The following is a 17,982-nucleotide window of genomic DNA, read 5'->3' as shown; positions in this document are numbered from 1 at the left end:
TCCCGGCCGCTCAGGCGGCCGCCGGCTTGCCGCCGCCGTAGAGGTAGGGATTCATCGTCGGGTCGTTGTACATCTTCATCTGCCGGAAGACGCGCAGCGGCCGCTGGCCGGCGAAGATTTCCGCCAGCACGCGGTCGAGCGCCTCGACGAGGTGGTCGCGCTGGCGGTCGAGGAGCTCGAGCCGCGCCGCTGCCTTCGCCCGGTGCTCGGGGCTAGCGTCGGCACGTTCGATCTGCTCGCGCATATGGTAGCGGCGCAGCTCGAGGATCGAGAGCCGGTCGATCGCGCTGCCTGGCGTCTCGGTCGCCGCCGGCGCCCCGGCCGGCGCTTGGATACCCCGTGCCGCCAGTTCCGCGATCAGCCAGTCGTCGACCTGCTCGATACCGTCGTTGCGGGCCTGGTTATAGCGGTCGATGGCGCGCTTCACGGCGGCGATCCGGGCGTCGGTCACCTCCGGCGACCGGGCGATGTCCTCCTCGTGCCAGAGGAGAAAGTTGAAGCGATGGACGTTGCAGACCCGCGCCAGCAACCCCTGCTCGTCGTGGGCCGGGGGCACTTCATGCCACAGGGCGACGAGGTGGCAGAGTTTGTCGACGATCGCGGCGGCAGCCGCGGGCGGCCGGGAGACGGCCGGGTGAGGCTGGGTCATTGGGGATCTCCTGGGAAACGAACGTGATGGATCGATCCGAACGTGGCGTCAGGCGGCGCGCTCGAGGATCAGGCACAGGTTCGCGCCGCCGAACCCGAACGAATTGCTCGCCGCGATCCGGACCGCGCGTTCGCGCGGCTGACCGCGGACGTGATCGAGCACGCAGCGCTCGTCGGGGGCGTCGAGATTGGCGGTGGCGGGGATCGCCCGGCGGTCGAAGGCCACCAGGCAGGCCAGGGCCTCGAAGGCCGCGGCCCCGCTGACGAGATGGCCGGAGAGCCCCTTGGTCGAACTCACCGGAACCGTCGCGGCGGCATCCCCGAGGGCGCGGCGGATCGCCGCCGCCTCGGCGACGTCGCCGACGGGGGTGCCGGCGGCATGGGCGTTGACGTAGTCGATCTCCCCGGGGGCGATGCCGGCATCGGCCAGCGCCGCGTTGATCGCCCGCGCCGCCTGGGTCGGATCGCTGCACGGGGCGACCATGTGGGCCGCGTCGCTACTGGTGCCGACACCGGTCAGCAGCCCGCGGATCACCGCTCCGCGGGCCCGGGCCCGGGCGGCCGGCTCGAGGACGAGGAACGCCCCTCCCTCCCCCATCACGAATCCGTCGCGCTGCCGGTCGAAGGGACGCGAGGCCTGATCGGGCGCACCGCTCCACCGTGACAACGCGCGGAGGTTGTGGAATGCCGCCATGGCGATCGGGCTGAGGACCTCACAGCCACCGGCGACGCAGATGTCGACCAACCCCGCGTCGAGCCACGACCGGGCCAGGGCGATGGCGAATCCACTCGAGGCGCAGGCAGCGCCGACGGTCAACGCCGGGCCGGCGCACCCCGTCGCGGCGGCGAGCCGCTCGACGAGCGGCTCGGCCCCGGCACCGGTGAAGACGTCGCGCCCACCGCCACGGAAGTCCGCCTCCCACTCCTTGAGATGCTCGGCGCCCTGCCCGAGTACGAGACCGAGGCGCGGGCCCGTGGCCCGCGGATCGATCCCCCCGTCGGCCAACGCCGCGGCGAGGGCCTGGAGATTGATCCGTTCCAATCGGCCGACGGCCCCGGCCGCGGGGACCGCCGCGACGCAGTCACCGTCCGCGAGCGGCGCGGCAAGCGTGCGGACTCCCTCCATGCCAGTGCCGAAGTCGACCGTGCGGATCGCCGGCCGACCGGCGAGCAGCGCGTCGGCGACGGCAGCGAACGAATCCCCCAGCGGGCTGCGCACGCCCACGCCGGTGATCGCGATCGCGCCGGAGGTGTCTCGCGACGAGGGCATGGTCAGGCGGCCTCCCGGCGCCCGACCGGGCCGACGGTGACGCGCAGGCTGCCGCCGCGCCGCGTGGCGAACGACGCCACGGTGGCGACCCGCCCGGCCCGTTCCGGAACGGCGCCCACGAGGCGGGCGAAGCGGTCCAGTTCGGCTGCGGAGCGTGGTTCCCGGGCGGGCGGCTGGCGATCGAGCGCGAGCGACAGTGTCGGTCCGCACGCCGCGGCGGACGGCGCGACGAGCACGGCGATCGCCCGCACGACCATGCCGGCGCCGCCGGCACCGTCCCCGTCGATCTCCGGTTCGCGGTCCCACCCGGTGGCGACGAGGATCACGGTCGGATGGGCGGAGGCCAGCCAGGGGATGGCCAACAGCGCCTCGGCGACCGCCTCGGGGCCACCGCCGACACCGAGGTGGGTGCCATGGCAGCCCAAGGCCACGCTCACGGCGCTGGCCATGGCATGCAGCGAACACTGCGGGACGACGTGCGGCGAGACCGCGGCATGGCCCCCCGCGTGCCATCCGGCGAGTGTCCGGGCCGAAGCCGTACGGCCGGCCTGGCGCGGCGCGGCGACGACGGCCCAACCCTGACGGTCGTCATCACCGCCCACCGCGCCGGCGAGCGCCAGGGCGACGGCATGGACGCCGACCACTGTCTGCTCGTCGGCATGGCGGAGGAACCGCGGCGGCAACGCGACTCCCCGCGGCGGCTGATCGCGCAGGTCGTCCACGCCCTGCCTCGGCAGGGACAGCGTCGCCTGGCCACGGACCACCAGGAGCGGCGTGGTCGCCACGGGGGTGTCGCACGGGGAGCGGGGCACGATGGGACTCGCGACGGGGTTCAGGCCGCGCGCCGGCTGGCCTTGTCGGCGACCTTCTTTTCGAGGACGTCGAGCAGACCGCCGACCGACTCGATCGACTCGAGCAATTCGGTCTCGATCTGGATGCCGAAGTGGCTCTCGATGTGGAGGACGAGACCCGCCATGTCGAGGGAGTCGAGGTTGAGATCGTCGCGCAGCGACGTCGTTTCGGCGAGGTCGTGCGGACGTTCCCCGGTCTCCTTTTCGAGCAGGTCGAGGACGACGGCGGCCATGTGGGCGCGATCCATGACGGGCAGGCTCCTGGGAACGGTGGATCGACTGGGCTAGACTCGCCGCGGCGCGCGAGGGACGGGTTCGACACCGCGGGGCGGGGAGGGTAGCGGATGGGGGCGGGCCAGCGAAGGCCAAATGGGCCGTCCGGCGGCTCGGTTTCCCGGACCGCGACCCTCGCGATCGACTTCGCGGCGGGCCTCTACGCCTCCCTCCTCGTCGCCGCCACGCACTATCCCAGGCCACAGGACCTGCTCGGGCCCAATCCCCCTTCCGACAAGATCCTCCACTTCCTCGCCTACGCCGGGCTCGGGGTGCTCGCCGCCACATCGGCTTCGGCCCGCGGCGGTTGGAACGGCCCGCGCGTCACGCTCATGGCGCTGGCCCTGGCGGTGTTCGCGGCGCTCGACGAGGTGACGCAGCCGTGGTTCGGCCGCGCGGTCGACGGATTCGATTGGCTGGCCGATCTGGCAGGGCTGGCGGTGGGGATCGGCGTCGTGGTGCTGTTCACGTCGCGCCGCGCCGCGCCGGCCGCTCCCGCCGACGCCCTGCCGGCGGACACGCCGTCGGACAGCGCCTCGTGAGCGGCCCCGCCTCCGGCATCGGAAGCCTCACGCGGCGCGCGTCGATGATGTCCCGCCCCGCGCACCCAAGTCGGCGATGAATTCCCACACGCCGGCGAACGCCCGGTCCCAGTCGGAGTGGTGATCGCGGATCTGCTCCCAGCCGCGCCGCCTCACCGGCAGCAGGTCGTCGAACCGCTCGACCGCCTCGACGAGCCGCTCGGCGATCGCCGGGGCGCTCGGCGGGGCGAGCAGGCAATTCGTCCCGTCAGCGAGCAGCCAACGGTTGGCGGGATTGTCGTTGGAGACGAGCAGCCCCCCGCAGGCCATGAACTCGAACGGCAGGTAGGAGGGGTGGCGGGTCATCATCATCACGAACCCGACGTGGCAGGAGCGGTACAGCTCCGCGGTCTCCCGGTAGGCGAGGAGGCCGAGGTTCTCGATCACGCCGTTGAGGCCGAAGTCCCGCGTCGACCACGGCGCACCCGCGCAGAGGATCTGCACGCGCTCGCCGAGCCGCGCCCTGGCCTCGGCGAGCGCGACCGCCGCCAGCTCGAAGCCGTTGCGCGGATGACCGGGACGCCCGTAGAAGAACAACCGCTTCGGACCGGCGGCGGGGCGCAGCGGATGGCCGTGGAACACCGCCGGGTCGACCTGCGGCGTGAAGTGGATCGCCGTGCCGCGATGCTCGTCCTCGTAGAGCCGGCGGAGCGTGCGGGTGTTGGCGATCCCGTAGAAGCCGAAGTCGTAGGTCAGCTCGGCCTGCGCCGAGGTCGAGCCGGCGGGGTAGAAGAGCGGTTCCCAATCCTGGATGAAGTAGAACTTGAGCCCGGTGTTGCGCACCTTTTGGAGGACGTACGCCGTCGTCCACAGCGTGGCGAACGAATAGTCGGCCGGGGGAATCGCCGCGATCGCCTCGGCGCAGTCGAGCGGCACGACACGCGCCGCCGCCAGCCCGGGAAAGACACCGCTGATCCGCGCGTGGAGGGCGTCGGCGTCGCACGGGCCGCAGACCAGCACGCGCTGGCGCAGCCCGCGCGTCCGCGCCAGGTAGTCGGCGCAGCGGAGGATCGTCATCACGCCGCCGTAGTAGGGATGGTCGAACGGCGGCAGGTACCAGTTGCACCAGCCCGCCCCGGCCCCACGGCCGACGCGCTCGGGGTGCTGCTGCGGGGCGGCCAGATCGGCGCGGGAGCAGCCGTTGATCCGGGCCAGTGCCAGGGCATCGGCGGCGTAGGAACCAGGTGCCGGCGCCGCCGACGGGGCCGTCGCCGGCCGCGCGCGGCGCGGGAACAAGGCGCTGATGCCCGGGCCTGCCGGGCGGAGGCGAGCGGCCGGCGGCGCCACCGGCGCCGCAACGGGGAGCGCCGTGGAATCGAGGGTCAGCGGGACCACGGCCGAGAACGCGGGGTGGAAGTGGGGATCGTCGCGCAGGCTGTCGTGAAACTCCGGCACCGTGGGGAGGTCGCCGGCGGCGAGCGTGATCCGCGCGTGGGGATCGACCATCCCGCGCCGGCCGGCGCGGCGCATCGCCCTGCAGCAGTCGATGAACGCCCCCTGCCAGTCGAGGCGGGTGTCGAAGCCCCCCGCCGCCACCCAGGAGTCGGCCGCGACCGCGACCGCCCAGGGGGTCGATGCCGAACAGTTGCGGTACCACAGCGGGCCGCCGAACCAACCCCACTGGCGCAGCGGGCTGCCGCGGAACATCGGTGATCCGGCCCCGAACCGGTCGACGACGAGGCCCGCCTCGACGACGTTTCCGCCCTGATCGAGCACCAAGCCGCTGGCGAACGCGATCTCGGGATGGCAGCCTGGCCAACCGGCCAGTTCCGCCAACCAACCCGGTGACAGGTCGGCGACGCGCCCCGAGAGGAACACGAATACCTGCGTATCCGCCAGGGCCCTGGTGACGACGTCGTTGGCAGCGCGCGGCAGGCCGTCGGCGGCGCTGATCACCTCGACACCCGGGATCGAGAGGCCGGCCGCGGTCGCCGGCTCGGCGATCACCGTCACCCGTCGGGCCCGGGCCCCGGCCGCCGGATCGCCGGCGACGCGGCCGGCCAGCGCCGCCAGTTCGGCCGCCCCGGTCCCGGTGCCGTCGATGATCACCTCGATGCCGAGATCGGCCGGGAGCCGCCAGCGCAGCTGAAACCCGGAATCGGCGTTGGGCTCGACCCGCGCCGGTAGCCGGAGGCGCGCGGCGCGGTCCTCGAGCGTGCGCAGCTGACCGTCGAGCGCGTAGGGTTTGGCGGCGATCCCGGTCGACGTCGAGGCGGCGTGGATCCGCCAGTGGTAGTGGATCCCGGGAACGCGCACGACCCGTCGCGCCCGCTCGCAGACGCGCACGAAGATGTCCCAGTCCTGGGCCCCGTCGGTCTCGCTGCGGAACCCCCCGAGCTCGACCGCGAGCGTGCGGCGGATGAGGTTGAAGTGGGTCAGGTAGTTGACCGACCAGAGGATCTCCGGGCTCCACTGGGGCTTGAACAGGGCGTGCTGCCGGAGCGTCGAGTCCTCGTCGATGCTGTCCTTGTCGGAATAGAGGAAGTCGACGTCGGGCGTGGCGGCGATCGCCTCCGCCATCCGCGACAGCGCGAACGGTGCCAATTCGTCGTCGTGGTCGAGGAGGCCGATGAACTCGCCCCGGGCCAGCGCCAGGGCGGCGTTGGAATTGGCGGCGATCCCGCCGTTGGTGGCGAGGAACTCGACGCGGAACCGGGAATCCTCGGCCGCGGCGCGCTCGAGGAGGCGGCGGTTGTCGAGGTCGTCGGGGGCGGCGCAGGCCAGGCAGGCCTCCCACGCGGTGAACGACTGGTGGCGCAGCGACGCGATCGTCCGCTCGAGAAACGCCGTCTTCACCCGATACACGGGGATCACCAGGCTGACCAGCGGGGCGGTGGGGGGTGTGGCCGGGGCTCGGGGAGGAGCGGCGCGGTGAGCCGCCTCGCGCGGCCACTCCTGGTGGGCGATCCAGACCGCGAATTCCGCGGGCGTTGCCGCCGGTGTGGCCCGCGGGCCGGCCGGAGATGCCGACTCGGCCGCCGCCCGCCGCGCGATCCGCCGGACCCGGCGGCGCGAGCGGGCAGCGCGAAACCGTGACTGGAGCGTGGGGATCACCAGGGAAATCCCCGGCACGGTGAGCGCGGCGTCGGCGAGGGCGCGTCCGATCTTCATGGCTGTCCCAGCGGAGGCGGAGGAAGGTCAGCGGAGGCGGAGGAAGGTCAGCGGAGGCGGAGGAAGGTCAGCGGAGGCGGAGGAAGGTCAGCGGAGGCGGAGGAAGGTCAGCGGAGGCGGCAAATCTCCGCGGAGGCGGAAAAACGCCAAGTCTGTACCGGCGCCTGGCGCCACGAATCAAGGTCGTGCGCCCGTCGCGGCGCGGTCCGGACGGGGCAGCGACGGATCACCCAATCGACCTAGGCCGAGCCGCGGAAGTCTCGTACAACCCCGCCGATTTCGTTCCGGCCGCTCACGGTCCTCCGCGATGCCATCCGCTGCCCACAGCCCGGTCCTCGTCATCGGCGGCATGCACCGTTCGGGGACGTCGCTGGTCGCTTCGCTGTGCCATGGCGCGGGGCTCTATCTCGGCCACCGGCTGATGGGGGCGGCCCACGGCAACGCCGCCGGCCATTTCGAGGACCTTGACTTCGTCGAACTCCACGAACGGATCCTCGTCGCCAACGGCCTCGGGAGCGAAGGATTCACCACCGCCGCCCGGCCCGAGGTGCCCGACGGGCTCGCCGACCAGGCGGCGGCGCTGGTCGCCGCGCGGCGCGGCGTGGCGGCGCCGTGGGGCTGGAAGGATCCGCGCACAGTGCTCCTCCTCGACTTCTGGGCCGAGGCGATCCCCGAGGCACGGTTTCTCCTCGTCTTCCGACCGCCCTGGGAGGTGGCCGACTCGCTGTTTCGTCGCGGGGATCCGACGTTCTTCCACAACCCGCCGCTGGCGCTGGCCGTCTGGGAGCACTACAACACGCTGCTGCTCGAGTTCTCGGTCCGCCATCCCGAGCGCTGCGTGGTCCGTGAACTGTCGCAGGTCGTCGCCGACCCGGCGGCCGTGTTCGGCGCCCTGCGTGAGCACGGTGTCCCCCTCGAGCTGCCTGCCGGCGACCCGTTCCGCGCCGAATTGCTCGGCCGTGACCCCGATCCGGCCCGCGCCCGTTTGGTGCGCCGCGTCGCCCCGACAGCATGCGGTCTCTACGCCGACCTCCGCCGCGCCGGGGGTATCGATCCACCGCCGGTCGTCATCAGCCCCGATCCGTCACGGCTGGCGCTGGCGGAATGGGCGCGGGCCGCCGCCGCGACCCGCGAGGTCGGCCATGCCACGCGCCGCGCCGCGGTCGCCGAGGACCATCTGGCGACGGCGCGGTGCGAACTCGACGAGGCCCGCTGCCAGCGCGACCGCCTGGCCGCGGAGGCCGATGCCCTGGCCGCCCGGCTCGCCGAGTGCACGGCCCGCCTCGAGCGCGAGACCGCCGACAACGCCGCGCTCCGCACCCGGCTGGCCAGCTGGCAGGCCACCGCCACCGACATCCAGGAGGCGCTTGCGGCGCTCGACCGCTGCCGCGGCGGCTCCGATCTCGCCGGCCGCTTCGCCCGGGGTTGGCCCGACGCCGCCTGACCCGCTCCCCTCCGAGCACCACCATGCCCACCGTCCGCCTCCCCACCCGCGCCGGCAACCTGCCGCGCGTCGTCATCGACCTGGAGAAGCTGCGGCACATCAACTGCGGCCTCGGCCGCTTCTCGCTGCACCTCGGCCGCGGGATCCACGCCGCCGCCGCCGGCCGCTTCGAGCCGGTGTTCCTCCTCCCCCGCGACGGCTGGCGGCACTTCCCCGGGATCACGGCCGAGAGCCTGTTCGTCTGCCCGTGGCGGAAGGAATTCGTGCAACGCTGGCTCCGGCCGGTCGTCGGACGCGCTGCGGGCGGGGCCCGACCGGCGCTGTGGCACTCCACCAACCAGATGTCACGCTACCTGCCGCTCGACGCACGCGTGCCGGTGCTGCTGACGATCCACGACCTCAACTTCCTCCACGAGGCCGGCGCCGAGAGCCGTCCGCGCGAGCGCGTCCGGAAACTGGCCGACATCCAGCGCCGTGTCGACCGCGCCACCGCGATCGTCACCGATTCCCGCTGGGTGGCGGACGACGTCGCCCGCCACGTCGACATCGGCGACCGGCCGCTGCACGTCGTTCCGCTGGGGGTCGCCGCGCCGGTGCCGGCGCGTCCCGATCGCCCTCCGTTCCTCCCCCCCGGGCCGTTCCTGCTCACCGTCGGCAACGCGCTGCCCCACAAGAACTTCCACGTCCTTCTCGAACTGATCGCTGCCGAGCCCGGGACGAGGTTGGTGATCGCGGGCAAGAAGGCGACCCCCTACGGCGAGCACCTCGAGCGCTCGATCGCCGCTCGGGGCCTCGGCGACAGGGTCTTCATGCCCGGCGAGGTCCCCGACGCCGACCGCCAGTGGCTGTACGAGAACTGCGAGGCGTTCTTCTTCCCGTCGCTCACCGAGGGGTTCGGGTTCCCCGTGCTCGAGGCGATGCAGTGCGGCCGGCCGGTGTTCATCTCCCGGCGCACGAGCCTGCCGGAGATCGCCGGTGACCTCGGGGAGTATCTCGACGTCTTCGACGGGCCGTCGCTGGCCGCCGCCTGGCGGCGCGGGATGGCCCGGTTCCACGGCGATCCCCACCGCGGCTCCACGCTTCGCCGGCACGCCGCGACGTATTCCTGGGAGGCGACCGCCCGCGGCTACGCCGACGTGTACGCCGGTCTCGTCGGCCGAGCGCCCGTGACGGCCATGCGGCGCGCGGGCGGAACTGCCATTCCGCCGCTCCGGCGCGCCTGCTAACGTCCCTCCCCTTCGAGCCGGCATCGGGGCGTCATCCGCCGATGCCGAGCTCGTTCCACCGGTAAGACCAGGGAGGCATGCGATGCAGCGACGAGCGTTGATCACCGGCGTCACGGGGCAGGACGGTTCGTATCTGGCTGAGCTCCTCCTCGCCAAGGGCTACGAGGTCCACGGCCTTCGGCGCCGGTCGAGCACGTTCGGCACCGAACGGATCGACCATCTCGTCGACGTCGGTGAGACGGTGGTCCGCCTCCACTACGGTGACCTCGCCGACGGCAACGGTCTGGTCCGTCTGATCCGCGAGATCCGCCCGCACGAGGTCTACAATCTCGCCGCCCAGAGCCATGTCCGCGTGAGCTTCGATCAGCCGACCTACACGGCCGACGTGACCGCGGTCGGCACGCTGCGCCTGCTCGAGGCGATCCGCGACGTCCAGGACGACAGCGGCCAGCAGATCCGCTTCTACCAGGCCTCGAGCTCGGAGATGTTCGGCAAGGTCGTCGAGACGCCGCAGCGCGAGACGACGCCGTTCCACCCGCGCTCGCCGTACGGCGTCGCCAAGGTCTACGGCCACTGGATCACCGTCAACTACCGCGAGAGCTACGGGATCCACGCGTCCTGCGGAATCCTCTTCAACCACGAGAGCCCGCGCCGTGGCGAGACGTTCGTGACGCGGAAGATCACCCGCGGCGCGACACGGATCAAGCTCGGCCTCCAGGACAAGCTCCATCTCGGCAACCTCGACGCCCAGCGCGACTGGGGCTACGCCGGCGATTACGTCGAGGCGATGTGGCTGATGCTCCAGCAGGACGAACCGGACGACTTCGTCGTCGCCACCGACGAACTCCACACGGTCAGCGAGTTCTGTGACAAGGCGTTCGGGCGGCTCGGCCTCGACTACCGCGATCACGTCGTCGTCGATCCGCGCTATTTCCGCCCCGCCGAGGTCGATCTCCTCCTCGGCGACAGCAGCAAGGCGCGGAGCCGCCTCGGCTGGATGCCGCAGGTGTCGTTCGAACGGCTCGTGAACATGATGGTCGATTCCGATCTCGAACTCGCCCGTCGCGAACGCGAGGCCAACACCCGGGCGATCAGCGCCCGCGAGCGGTGTGCCGCCTGACCCCAGCACCCGTCCGGAAGCCGACGCGATGCCCCGGTTCCTCAAGTCACTCGAACGGCTGCTGCTGCGCCCGCTGGTCCACCGTCTGCGCCCCGCGCGCCACCGTGGAGCCGCACCCGGATCGGCCGACGAGGAGCTGCTCGTGGCCCTCGTGCGGGCCGAACTGCGCCGCGGGGGAGCCGCGATCACCGTTCCCGAAGCGGCCGGCCGGGACCTCGACGGTTTGGTGAGAGGGTTGCTCGCCGCCGGCCCGCCCCCCGCCCACGGCATCGAGGCTGCCGGCCGGGGGACGGCCGACGAACCCGTAGCGGGCAGCGTCGGTCCCGCCACTCGGTGGCGTCGCGCGGCCTGACAGGGGCGATCGCCGGCGGACAGCCGCCGGACCCCGGACTCCAGCCCAGGCGGCCGCGGCCCATGCTCATCCTCGCCGACATCCGGGCGCTCCAGGATCCGCTCCACGCGCGGCGCGGCATCGGCTCTCACGCGGCGCTGGTGCTCGAGGCCCTCGCCGAAGGCGGCGCCCGGATCGTCGGGCTCACCGACCCCGCGCTTCCCCAGCCGTCGGCCGGGGTCAGGCGGGCGTGCGTCGCGATCCGCCCGGGGTTCACCGAACCCGAGCCCGGTGGGCCGGCGCTGTTCCTCCAGCTCTCGCCGATGACCCACGACACCCGGGCCCCGGCGCGCCTGCTCGACCGGCCCAACATCCTCCCCTGCGCGGTCGTCTACGACTTCATCCCGCGCGACCATCCCGCGCGCTACCTTCGGCGCCGGTCCGATCTGCTCCACTACGCGGCAGCCTGGCAGTGGCTCGGGGCGATGCGCGTGTTCCTGCCGATCTCGGCATCGTGCGCCGACGACCTCGCCGCCGGGCTCGGCATCCCCCGGGAGCGGATCGCCGTCACCGGCGTCTCCCTCCGCCCCGCCTTCGAGGCGCTGCTCGGGGGCGACGCGGCGGGGATCCCCCGCCCCGCCAGCGCTCCCGGCGAGTATCTGCTGTTCGTCGGCGGTGCCGACTGGCGGAAGAACGTCGAGACCGTTGCCGCCGCGCGGGCGCGGATGGCCGAGCGGCACGCCGCCCCCGCCACGCTCGTCGTCGCCGGGGGGTATCCGGAGCGGCAACGCCAGCGGATCCGCGCCGCGGCAGGGCACGGCGTCCCGGGCCGGGAGGCGGTGCTGTTCCTCGACCATGTCAACGACGCCGAACTGGCCGGCTGGTACCGCCACGCGCTGGCGACCGTCACCGCCAGCCGGGCGGAGGGGTTCTCGCTGCCTGTCATCGAGGCGATGGCCTGCGGGTCACCGGTGCTCGTCTCCGACATTCCGGCCCACCGCGAACTGGTCGCCGATCCGGCCGCACGGTTCGATCCCGACGACGTCGACGGCCTCGCCGCCCGGCTCGAAACGGTCACCGCATCGGCGGCCGAACGCGTTCGGATCGTCGCCGGCCAAGCAGAAGTGCCCCGCCGCTTCACCGCCGCCGCCGTCGGGCGACGGATCCGCAGCGCCGTCGAGGCCGCCTGGCGCCGGCAGCGCGGCGACCGGCCCGCTCCCCGACGCCGCCCGGCGATCGCCGTGCTCTCGCCGTTCCCCCCCGACCGCTCCGGCGTCGCCGACTACACCGCCGGCATGGTCGAGGCGCTCGCCCCCCACGTCGACGTCGACGTCTACTCCGAACAGCCGGCGGCGCTCGCGACGCCGGCGGTCCGCCGTCACTGCGCGCTCGGTCCGGCGGCGCTGCTCCGCTCCGACTACGCGGCGGTGGTCGCCGTGCTGGGCAATTCGCGATTCCACGGGCGGATCCTCGACCTCCACACGCGCCATGGCGGGCCGTGCATCCTCCACGATTCCCGGCTCACCGACCTGTACGGCTGGTGGCATGGTACCGACGGCCTCCGGCACCGCGCCGAAGCGGAGCTCGGCCGCCGGATCACGCGCCGCGAGCTCGCCGGGTGGACCGATCATCCGCACACGCTGCCGACGCTGTTTCTCGGCGAGGTCGTCGCTGCGGCGGCACCGCTGGTGGTCCACAGCCGGGCGTTGGCCGACTCGATCGAGAGCCACTACGGAACCCGTCCGGTCCACTTGCCGTTCTGCGTGCAACGGCCATTCAGCGCCGCTGCCGTCGCCCCCGCCGCCCGGCAGGCGATCCGCGCACGGCTCGGCGTGCCGCGCGGGCGGATCGTCGTCGTGTCGCTGGGAATCGTCTCGCCGCTCAAGGCGCCGGAGGCGTGCATCGACGCGATCGCGGCGCTGGTGCGGCGCGGCCGGGACGTCGAGCTCCGCTTCGTCGGCCGTGCCGGCAGGCAGGCCCGGGCCCTCCGCGCCCGCGCCGCACGGCACGGCGCCGCCGGGCGGGTCCACGTCAGCGACGAGTGGGTCGGCGAAGCCGAATACCGCGACTGGCTGCTCGCCGCCGACTACGGGATCCAGCTGCGGACGCACCGCTTCGGGGGCCTGTCCGGGGCGCTGGTCGACTGCGTGGCAGCCGGGCTGCCGACGGTCGCCAACGAAGATCTGGCCGCCGCTCTCGACGCGCCGGTGACCGTGGCCCGCGTCGGCGACGAGCTCGCCCCCGAGAGCGTGGCGGCGGCTCTCGACGCCTGGATCGCCACCGGCGTGGACGGCGGCCGCGACGAGGCGGCGCGCGCCACCTACACGCGCGAACACGCCTTCGACCGCTATGCCACCGGGCTCCTCGAGACCCTCGGCATCGCCGTGGCCGGCGCCCGGGCGGCGGCCTGAAGCCAGCCGGCCTCAGAACGCTTGGACGAGGTGGCCACCGCTGGATCCCGGCTCCATCTGTCCGCATGATGATGGCGACCCGAGCCGGACGGGCCGACCGCAGGTCCCGGCGGCGGTCGTCGGGGGCCCCACCATCGAGCAGTTTCCCGTCATATGAAGATCCTCGTCACCGGCGGCGCCGGGTTCATCGGCAGCCACGTCGTCGACGCCTTGGTCGCCTCCGGGCACGCGGTGAGCGTTCTCGACGACCTGTCGACCGGGAGCCGCGGCAATCTGCCGCCCCACGTGCCCCTCCACGTGGCCGACGTCGCCGACGCCGACGCCGTCGCGGAGATCTTCGGCCGCCAGCGCCCCGACGCCGTCTGCCACCAGGCGGCACAGATGTCGGTGAGCCGCTCGGTGCGCGAGCCGGCGTTCGACGCGCGGGTCAACTGCCTGGGGACGATCAACGTCCTCGCGGCCGCGGCCGCGACCGGCTGCCGCCGCGTGGTCTTCGCGTCCAGCGGCGGGGTTCTGTACGGCGAGGTCATCGCCCCGGCACCGGAAGAAACTCCTGCCGATCCGGTGAGCCCCTACGGGATCACCAAGTGGGTCGGCGAGCGGTACCTCGGGTTCTTCGCCCGCGAGCACGGGCTCACGACCGTCGCACTCCGCTACTCCAACGTCTACGGTCCTCGGCAGAATCCACACGGCGAGGCGGGAGTGGTCGCGATCTTCCTCAACCGCTGGCTCGCCGGGCAGCCCGCCACGATCAACGGCGACGGCCGCTACGTGCGTGACTACGTCCACGTCGCCGACGTCGCCCGGGCCAACGTCCTGGCGCTGACGGCCGGCGCCGAGGTCGTCGCCCCCGGCACGCTGACCGCGTTCAACGTCGGCACCGGGATCGGTGTCGACGTCGTCATGCTCGAGCAGCGGCTTCGCGCCGCATTCGAGGGCCTGCCTCACCGCGCCGCCGCGCCACGGCCCGCGCCGACGCCGCTCCACGGCCCGCCCCGGGCCGGCGACCTGCGCAGCAATCTCGTCGATCCCGGGCGGGCCGGCCGCCTCCTCGGCTGGCGCCCGACCGTCGATCTCGACTCCGGGCTGGCGGAGACCGCCGCCTGGTTCGCCGACCGCGCCGGGGCATGATCCACCGGCCTCGTCACTCTGCCGCCGCACCGTCGACGAGCCCGGCACACAATCGCCGGGCGACTCCCGCCGACTCGAGGTAGCCGAGGAACCGATGGCTCACGCCGACGGCGTCGGCGGCGTCATACTGGCGGAACTCGACTCCCTCGGGGAGCCATCGGGCAGGCATCCCGACGCGTCCCAGGGCGTCGGTCTCGAGGCCCCGGTCGACCCAGGGAAAGAACCGCAGGGCGATGTCGGAGGAATTGTTGAGCAGCACGACGCGATCCACGATCGCTGCCGCCGAGCGGTAGGGTCCGGCGGGGGCGAGGGCATCGCAGCGGACCGCGGCGGCGACGAGGACGAGGTTCACAGGCGATTCGCGCAGCGCCCAGCCACGCGGGCCACCGGCGGCGTTGCCATCGGCGCCGACGCGTGCGGCGAGGCCCCCGAGCGCCACCAGGGCCCCGTAGCTGTAGCCGACGATGCCCACCGGTCGCTGCGGCTCGATGCGCTCGAGCAGGCCGGCGAACCGGCGCACCTCGAGGCTCGCGCGTTCGTATTTTCGCCGGCTGTCGCGGAGCGGCGTGCCTTGCTTGTCGCTCGGCCAGGAGTAGGCGACGACGCGCGGCGCCGGGCGGGTGCCGTCGGCACAGGTGCCCAGCCACCGTGCCAAGCGCAGCGCCTGGTCGAGGGCGTCGGCATGCTCGTAGCGATTGCCGTGGACGAGGAGGACCAGCGTCCTGCCGTCACCGTCGAACAGGGCCCCGGCATCCGACCGCTCCCATCCCTGGCCGGGGACGTAGTGCTGCACCCGCTCGGTCGGATCGCCGCCACCGCGCGAACTGACCGCCCAGACATCCGGGCCGGTCGGAGCTTCGCACCGCTCGGCTGCCGGCGCGGCAAGCTGGCCCGCCGCGAGCAGGCAGACGGCGGCCAGCGAATGCCACCGATACGGTCCCCGGGCACCGCCGCTCGGTACCGGCGCGAGGCGGCGGGTGGGGGAATGCATGACCGATCCGGAAACGGGACGGCAACCGGTGCGCAGGGGCGGACCTGAGAATCCGCCCGAAAACCCTAGCACGCGTCCCGGTGCGCGGCGGCGGTCGCCGCTCCGCACGGGCGCGATCCGTGGGCTATGGTTGACGGTCCCGACGCCGTCCACCCGCGTGGCGCCTGGCGGGACCGGCGCGGCCCGTCAGCCGCGGTGGAGAACCTCCATGTCCCGTGTCGCATGCCTGTCGATCGTGCTGGCGAGCCTCGTGGCGGCCCCCGGCTGCAACGGGTGCTTCGGTGGCTTCAATTGCCGCCGCCCGTCGTTCCTCGAATTCGGTTCCCCGTGCGGCGCGGGGATGCTCCAGGGGAGCCCGGCTCCGGCGTGTGGAACCCCGGCGTGCGGAACGGGCTGCCCGCCGGCGGGCGAGTCGGCCGCTCCGTGCTGCGACGGGGCGATGCACGAGGGGGTTCCGGTGACGATGCCGATGGCGCCGGCCGGCGCGTTCAACTGACCGGGGCGGGCGGGACTATACTCCCGGTTTTCCTCCGCTCGCGCCCGCCATGTTCGAATCGCTATCCGCCTCGCTGTCGGCGGCCCTGACGAGCCTCCGCGGCCGCGGTCGGCTCACCGACGCCAACATGCGCGAGGGCCTCGAGGCCGTGCGCACGGCGCTGCTCGAGGCCGACGTCGCCTACGACGTCGCCGACGGGTTCCTCGACCGTGTCGCCGCCGGGGCCGCCGGGGCCAGGGTGCTCGAGTCGCTCGACCCGACGCAGCAGCTCGTCGGCATCGTCCACCACGAGCTTGTCGGCCTGATGGGGCCGGTGGACCATACGATCCCGTTCGTCCCCGGCCGGCCGACGGTGCTGATGCTCTGCGGGCTGCAGGGCTCCGGAAAGACGACGTCCTGCGCCAAACTCGCCAAGCGGATCAAGGAACAGGGGCGCGGCGTGCTCCTCGTCGCCGCCGACCTCCAGCGCCCCGCGGCGATCGAGCAGCTCGCCGTCCTCGGCCGCCAGCTCGAGCTGCCGGTCCATGTCCCCGAGGGGAGCGGTGCCGATCCGGTCGCCGTCTGCTCGGCCGGTGTCGCCCGTGCCAAGCGCGAGGGGCACTCCGTCGTGATCCTCGACACCGCCGGGCGCCTCGCGATCGACGAGGCGTTGATGGCCGAGCTGTCGCGGATCGACCGCACGGTCGGTCCCGACCAGGTGTATCTCGTCGTCGACGCGATGACCGGCCAGGACGCCGTGCGCAGCGCCAAGGCGTTCAACGAGGCGCTCGAGCTCGACGCGGTCATCATGACCAAGCTCGACGGCGACGCCCGCGGCGGCGCCGCCCTGTCGGTGAAGAGCGTCACCGGCGTGCCGATCAAGTTCATCGGCACCGGCGAGCAGATCGACGCCCTCGAGCCGTTCCACGCCGAGCGCATGGCCGGCCGGATCCTCGGCATGGGCGACGTCGTGTCGCTCGTCGAGGAGGCGCAGCGGAAGTTCGACCAGGAGGAGATGCGCCGCCAGGAGGAGCGGCTCCGCGAGGGGGAGTTCACCCTCGAGGACTTCAAGAAGATGCTCCAGCAGACGCGCCGTCTCGGGCCGCTGGGGCGGGTGCTGGGGATGATCCCGGGGATGGGCGGGATGCAGGAGATGCTCGCCGGCACCGACATCGAGGGGGACATGCGCCGGCTGTTCGGGATCATCGACTCGATGACCCCGGCCGAGCGTCGCCAGCCGTCGCGGCTCATCGACCAGGCCCGGCGCCGGCGGATCGCCGCCGGGGCGGGCGTCGAGCCGGCCGAGGTCAGCGACCTGGTCAAACAGTTCGACGGCATGGCGGCGATGATGAAGGGGATGGCCGGCCTGGGGATGGCCGACCGTGTCCGGCAGATGCAGCGACTCCAGGGGGAGCTCGCCAACCCCGCCGCGCGGCTCGCCCGCCCCAAGGGAGACACCGGCAAGCGGCTCACCGCGGAGGAGCGGCGCCGTCAGAAAAAGCAGCGTGAGAAAGACGCCCGGCGGCGGAAGCGCGGCAGCTGAGGCCCGGTGGCGGCGTTCCGCCCGTCCGCAACCCCCTCGGCACATCGCCGGCGAGCCGCCCCGCGACGAGCCGCCCGTCGAACACTTCACGGAGACCGACCCCATGTCAGACCCCCTGTCCGAGATCGAGGGCTGCGACATGCTCGCCCGGCTGTTCCGCGCCCGCGGCTACACGCTCCAGCGCAACGTCCGCTTCCGCGAATACGGCGTCGAGTTCGACATCGACGGCTGGGATCCGAAGGCACGGGTCGGATTCGAGTTCCTCAGCAGCGAGGACGACGACCACGACGACCTGTCGCTGGTCGAGTACCAGGCCTTGATGGACGAGGCGCGCCGTGGCGGGCTGTCGCTGTTCGTGATCGACGAGGTCGAGCCGATCTCGGCGGCCGATCTCGAGGAGAAGGCCAACGAGTTCCTCGATGCGGTCTCCGCCGCGCGCTCGAGCCGCCGCCCGCGGAAGCCGGCGGCGACGCCGGCGCACACGAAGTGGCCACACGGCGCGACGAAACCGGCCGGCAAAAAGCCCCTGAAGCCGGCCCGTGGAAGCACCACGAAGAAGGTCGCCAAGAAGGTCGC

At 73.0% G+C, this 17,982-nt stretch carries 15 protein-coding genes; 10 read left to right on the top strand and 5 right to left on the bottom strand.

All coding sequences use genetic code 11. The annotated features are described in order from the left end of the window. Nucleotides 1–10: 10 nt before the first annotated feature. From FJ309_10715 to FJ309_10705, 3 genes are all read right to left on the bottom strand, one after another. Nucleotides 11–649, bottom strand: a complete 639-nt coding sequence (locus FJ309_10715; protein ID MBM3955068.1) for a DUF4254 domain-containing protein — start codon at nt 647–649, stop codon at nt 11–13. A 48-nt stretch (nt 650–697) separates the two neighbouring features. After that, nucleotides 698–2,431, bottom strand: a complete 1,734-nt coding sequence (locus tag FJ309_10710; protein MBM3955067.1) for a beta-ketoacyl-[acyl-carrier-protein] synthase family protein — start codon at nt 2,429–2,431, stop codon at nt 698–700. Between the two features lie 319 nt (nt 2,432–2,750). Further along, entirely contained in the window at nt 2,751–3,017 is a 267-nt protein-coding gene (locus tag FJ309_10705) for an acyl carrier protein (GenBank protein MBM3955066.1), read from the bottom strand. Between the two features lie 96 nt (nt 3,018–3,113). Here FJ309_10705 and FJ309_10700 point away from each other — a divergent pair, with 96 nt between their 5' ends. Further along, entirely contained in the window at nt 3,114–3,584 is a 471-nt protein-coding gene (locus FJ309_10700; protein MBM3955065.1) for a hypothetical protein, read from the top strand. A 27-nt stretch (nt 3,585–3,611) separates the two neighbouring features. On the opposite strand, the gene FJ309_10695 is transcribed toward FJ309_10700, so the two are convergent. Further along, the gene (locus tag FJ309_10695; protein MBM3955064.1) at nt 3,612–6,734 is read right to left on the bottom strand and encodes a glycosyltransferase; all 3,123 of its coding nucleotides are present in this window, start codon (nt 6,732–6,734) and stop codon (nt 3,612–3,614) included. On the opposite strand from FJ309_10695, the gene FJ309_10690 reads away from it, so the two are divergent. From FJ309_10690 to FJ309_10665, 6 genes are all read left to right on the top strand, one after another. After that, nucleotides 6,733–8,178: a hypothetical protein gene (locus FJ309_10690; GenBank protein MBM3955063.1), complete on the top strand. Its 1,446-nt coding sequence runs from the start codon at nt 6,733–6,735 to the stop codon at nt 8,176–8,178. The genes FJ309_10695 and FJ309_10690 overlap by 2 nt on opposite strands. Continuing rightward, nucleotides 7,746–9,404 carry a glycosyltransferase family 4 protein gene (locus FJ309_10685; protein ID MBM3955062.1) on the top strand — a complete coding sequence of 553 codons (1,659 nt, stop codon included), beginning with the start codon at nt 7,746–7,748 and terminating at the stop codon, nt 9,402–9,404. The genes FJ309_10690 and FJ309_10685 overlap by 433 nt, the downstream gene beginning before the upstream one ends. A gap of 82 nt (nt 9,405–9,486) precedes the next feature. Continuing rightward, on the top strand, nt 9,487–10,524 hold the full coding sequence (gmd, locus tag FJ309_10680) for a GDP-mannose 4,6-dehydratase (protein ID MBM3955061.1): 1,038 nt from the start codon (nt 9,487–9,489) through the stop codon (nt 10,522–10,524). Nucleotides 10,525–10,552: 28 nt separating this feature from the next. Continuing rightward, on the top strand, nt 10,553–10,876 hold the full coding sequence (locus FJ309_10675; GenBank protein MBM3955060.1) for a hypothetical protein: 324 nt from the start codon (nt 10,553–10,555) through the stop codon (nt 10,874–10,876). 62 nt (nt 10,877–10,938) lie between these two features. Further along, nucleotides 10,939–13,266: a glycosyltransferase gene (locus FJ309_10670; protein MBM3955059.1), complete on the top strand. Its 2,328-nt coding sequence runs from the start codon at nt 10,939–10,941 to the stop codon at nt 13,264–13,266. A 153-nt stretch (nt 13,267–13,419) separates the two neighbouring features. Then, the gene (locus tag FJ309_10665; protein MBM3955058.1) at nt 13,420–14,397 is read left to right on the top strand and encodes an NAD-dependent epimerase/dehydratase family protein; all 978 of its coding nucleotides are present in this window, start codon (nt 13,420–13,422) and stop codon (nt 14,395–14,397) included. A gap of 13 nt (nt 14,398–14,410) precedes the next feature. On the opposite strand, the gene FJ309_10660 is transcribed toward FJ309_10665, so the two are convergent. Next, nucleotides 14,411–15,388 (bottom strand): hypothetical protein, encoded by a 978-nt coding sequence (locus FJ309_10660; protein MBM3955057.1) that lies wholly within the window; start codon nt 15,386–15,388, stop codon nt 14,411–14,413. A gap of 208 nt (nt 15,389–15,596) precedes the next feature. On the opposite strand from FJ309_10660, the gene FJ309_10655 reads away from it, so the two are divergent. The 3 genes from FJ309_10655 to FJ309_10645 form a co-directional block, all read left to right on the top strand. Further along, nucleotides 15,597–15,884: a hypothetical protein gene (locus FJ309_10655; GenBank protein ID MBM3955056.1), complete on the top strand. Its 288-nt coding sequence runs from the start codon at nt 15,597–15,599 to the stop codon at nt 15,882–15,884. A 49-nt stretch (nt 15,885–15,933) separates the two neighbouring features. Continuing rightward, complete coding sequence (locus tag FJ309_10650) at nt 15,934–17,406, top strand: signal recognition particle protein (GenBank protein ID MBM3955055.1); 1,473 nt, start codon at nt 15,934–15,936, stop codon at nt 17,404–17,406. Between the two features lie 103 nt (nt 17,407–17,509). Then, nucleotides 17,510–17,982, top strand: a 473-nt coding sequence (locus FJ309_10645) for a hypothetical protein (GenBank protein ID MBM3955054.1), incomplete at its 3' end; no start/stop codon positions are given.

The sequence above is a fragment of the Planctomycetota bacterium genome (assembly GCA_016872555.1).
In the GTDB taxonomy this organism is placed as follows: Bacteria; Planctomycetota; Planctomycetia; order Pirellulales; family UBA1268; genus F1-20-MAGs016.
This window is presented reverse-complemented; position numbering and strand designations above follow the sequence as displayed.